General features: G+C 71.0%; 2 protein-coding genes. Both read right to left on the reverse strand.

Translation table 11 applies throughout. The annotated features are described in order from the left end of the window. Positions 1-19: 19 nt before the first annotated feature. Positions 20-1,546, reverse strand: a complete 1,527-nt coding sequence (locus tag FV228_RS22105; RefSeq protein WP_147856570.1) for an ATPase domain-containing protein — start codon at positions 1,544-1,546, stop codon at positions 20-22. Positions 1,547-1,686: 140 nt separating this feature from the next. Further along, positions 1,687-4,110 (reverse strand): PAS domain-containing sensor histidine kinase (locus FV228_RS22110; protein ID WP_147856571.1); only part of this gene is annotated, 2,424 nt, incomplete at its 5' end.

A 4,110-nucleotide genomic window follows, 5' to 3' on the forward strand; every position in this document is an offset into this window, starting at 1 on the left:
TCGTCCTGCGCCGACGCCGTCACGGGGCGCGGCCGCCGGCGGGCGCGTCGTCGCCGCTCAGCATCGCCACCGTGCCGCGGTAGGAGGGCAGGCCGGTGAGCACGCCCTCGAAATCGGCCAAGGCCTCGCCGACCTGGATCCCGTGCGCCGACAGCTTCATCTCGCGGATGGTGCGCTCGTGCGCGTTGACCCGGCTCTTCACCACGGACAGGGCCGTGCGGACCTCACCCTTGGCTTCGAAGAAGCGGAACAGCAGGATCGAATCGCTGAGATAGCTGAGATCGATGTCGGTGCGGACCTCGCCGATGACCCCGTGCTGCCCCAGGACCAGCAGCGTCGTGACGCCCTGCTGGTTCAGGTAGCTCAGCATCTCGTGCATCTGCAGGATGAGATACTCCTCGCCCGGCATCGCGTGCAGGTAGGCGTTCAGGCTGTCGATCGCGACGACGCTGGAGCCGCGCTCCTCCACGCCCTGCCGGACCATGCTGGAGAACTCCCCGGGGGAGAGTTCGGCCGGGTCGATCTGCGTGATCGTCAGGCGCCCGGCCGCGATATGCGGGCTCAGGTCCATGCCAAGGGTCGCCGACCGCGCGAGCAGGGTCGCGAGGCCCTCGTCGAACAGGTAGTAGGTGCCCCGCTCGCCGCGCTCCAGGGCGGTCAGCATGCAGCGGATGGCCATGGTGGTCTTGCCCACCCCGGAGGGGCCGAGCAGCAGGGTGTTGGTGCCGGGCACCAGTCCGCCGCCGAGCAGCAGGTCGAGCGCGTCCGAGCCCGTGGAGCGCGCCGTCGCGTCGAACGGCGTGTGGTGCTCCGCCGCGATCAGGCGCGGGAACGCCAGGATACCGCCGGTCTCAAGCAGGAAGTCGTGGTAGCCGCCCCGGTACTTGATGCCCCGCATCTTGACGATGCGCAGGCGCCGGCGCTCGGAGCCGAACTCGCGCGGGGACTGCTCCAGCGAGACCACCCCGTGGGCGATGCTGTGGAGCTGCAGGTCGCCCGTCTCCGAGGTGCGGTCGTCGAGCATCAGCACGGTGCAGGCCCGCTTGGCGAAGAACTGCTTGAGCGCCAGGATCTGGCGGCGGTAGCGCAGCGGGTTCTGGGCCAGCAGGCGCAGCTCCGACAGCGAGTCGAACACGACCCGCTCGGGCTTCAGCGCCTCGACCCGGGCGATGACCTCCCGGACGGTCTCGCCGAGCTCGATCTCGGACGGGTGGAGGATCGACTGCTCGCTGTCGGGGTCGAGCCCCATCTCGTTGACGAGCTCGTAGAGTTCGATGCCGTCGAGGGACCAGCCGTGGGTCGCGGCGGACGCGCGGAGCTCCTGGCCGGTCTCCGACAGGGTGACGTAGAGCGTCGGCTCGCCCCGGGCCGCGCCCGCGCGCAGGAACTGGAGCGCCAGGGTGGTCTTGCCGGTTCCGGGCGTGCCCTCGAGCAGGTAGAGCCGGCTCGGGGTCAGGCCGCCGCAGAGGATGTCGTCCAGACCGGGAACGCCCGTCGAGATTCGCGGCGCCGGACCGGCCGGGAACGCCGTTTCGGTATCGGTCATCGGCTTGCTCTACGCTTCCCCCCGCGGTCCCACGCGCCCCGGTGCCGCGCGCACGGTAGCGGCCGCGCCACGCCTTGTCAGTGCCGCCGGCGCCGCAGCAGCCGTGAGGCGCCCGTGCGCCGCGGGACAGCGCGGGGGCCTCACGTCTCGATCATGTCCCGGATGCGCGAGGCCAGCGCCTCGATCACGAAGGGCTTGGTGAGGACCTGCATGCCGTCGTCCAGGTAGCCGTTGCCCACCGCGGCGTTCTCGGCATAGCCGGTGATGAACAGCACCTTGAGCCCGGGACGGGTCTCGCGGGCGGCATCGGCCACCTGCCGGCCGTTCATGCCGCCCGGCAGGCCGACATCGGTGATCAGCAGGTCGATCCGCACGTCCGATTGCAGGACCTTCAGCCCGGACGGGCCGTCGGCGGCCTCGATGGCCATGTAGCCGAGATCCTCCAGGACCTCGGTCACCAGCATCCGCACGGAGGGCTCGTCGTCGATGATCAGGACCGTCTCGCCCTGCTCGGCCCGGGGCGCCGCGGCGGGATCCGGCATCGCCACCGCGGCGGCGATGTCGCCATGGAAGCGCGGCAGGTAGAGGCACACGGTCGTGCCCTGACCGACCTCGGAATAGATCCGCACCTGCCCGCCCGATTGCCGGGCGAAGCCGTAGATCATCGACAGGCCGAGCCCGGTGCCCTGCCCGATGGGCTTGGTGGTGAAGAACGGGTCGAAGGCCTTGGCGATCACCTCCGGGGGCATGCCGGTCCCGGTATCGGACACGCAGAGCGACAGGTACTGGCCGTGCGGCAGGTCGCGCTCCCGGGCGGCGCGGTCGTCGAGCCAGCGGTTGGCGGTCTCGATGGTGATGCGCCCGCCTTCCGGCATGGCGTCCCGGGCGTTGATGCACAGGTTCAGGAGCCCGTTCTCGAGCTGGCCGGGATCGACCAGGGCGGGCCACAGGCCGGCCGAGCCGACGACCTCGATATGGATCGACGGGCCGACGGTCCGGCGGACCAGCTCCTCCATGCCGTGGACCAGGACGTTCACGTCGGTGGGCTTGGGGTCGAGGGTCTGGCGGCGCGAGAAGGCGAGCAGGCGGTGAGTCAGCGCCGCCGCCCGCTTGGCCGCGCCCTGGGCGGCGGTCATGTAGCGGTCGAGGTCGGTCATCCGACCCTGGCTCATCCGCGTCTGCAGCAGCTCCAGGCTGCCCGAGATGCCGGTGAGCAGGTTGTTGAAGTCGTGGGCGATGCCGCCGGTGAGCTGCCCGACCGCCTCCATCTTCTGCGACTGCCGCAGGGCCTCCTCGACCTTCTCGCGCCGGGCGGCCTCTTCGGCCACGCGCCGCTCCAGGGTGGCGTTGAACGCCTCCAGGGCGGCCTTGGCGCGCAGCTCTTCCTCGATGTTGCGGGCCTCGATGACCGTGCCGATCGGCTCGCCGCGCTCGTTCCGGATCGGGCTCGCGGTGAAGCCTACGGGATAGAACGAGCCGTCCTTGTGGACGAAGACCTCCTCGCCCTGCTCGCGCTCGTTCTCCGGGAAGGCCTGGTCGATCGGGCATTCGCAGAGCGGGTAGGGCGATCCGTCCGGCCGCGTGTGGTGGACCACGTCGTGCAGGGCGCGGCCCTCGGTCTCCTCCAGGGCGAAGCCGGTGAGCGTCTCGGCGGCGCGGTTCATGTAGCTGCAGTGCTGGCGCTCATCCATCAGGAAGATCGCCTGCGAGGTGTTGTTGAGGATGGCGTCGAGGCGGCGCGAGGTCTCGACCAGGCGCTCCTCGGCGGCCTTGCGGTCGTGGATGTCGGTGACCGAGCCGATATAGCCGCGGAAGCCGCCATCCTCCCCGAGGCGGGGCTGGGCCGCGTCGATGAACCAGCGGTAGCGGCCGTCGGCGCCGCGCAGGCGGTACTCCACCCGGAAGGCGCCATGCCGGGCGTTGGCCTCCAGGAACGCCTGGCCCGACGAATCCCGGTCGTCCGGATGCACGGCGTCGAGCCAGCCGAGGCCGTGGCTCTCCGGGATGGTCTGGCCGGTGTACTCGTACCAGCGCCGGTTGAGATAGGTGCAGGCTCCGTCGACCCCAGTCATCCACATCATGACCGGGGCGTGGTCGGCCATGTTGCGGAACCGCGCCTCGCTCTCCCGGAGCGCGGTCTCGGCCCGCATCCGGGCCGTGGTCTCCGTGCAGGTGCAGAACACCCCGGCCACCGCGCCGTCCGCGTCCCGGAGCGGCGCGCAGGAGAGGGTGAACCAGGTCTCCTCGTCGTAGCCGTGGCGGTTCATGACCAGGGGCCGGTTCTCGACCCAGGTCGCCTCGCCGGCCATCGCCGCCTCGACGAGGGGCGCGAGGTCGGCCCAGATCTCCGCCCAGACGTCCCGGAGGCGCGCACCCATGGCGGCCGGATGCTTGCTGCCCAGGACATCCGCGTAGGCGTCGTTGTAGAGGAGGCCCAGCGCCGGCCCGACGGCCACGAACATCGGGAACCCCGACCCGTGGATCAGGCTCACGGCGGCCGACAGCCACTGGGGCCAGCGCTCGGGCGGGCCCAGCGGCGAGGACGACCAGTCGAACGCGCGCAT

The organism is Methylobacterium sp. WL18 (assembly GCF_008040015.1).
Classification (GTDB): Bacteria; Pseudomonadota; Alphaproteobacteria; order Rhizobiales; family Beijerinckiaceae; genus Methylobacterium; species Methylobacterium mesophilicum.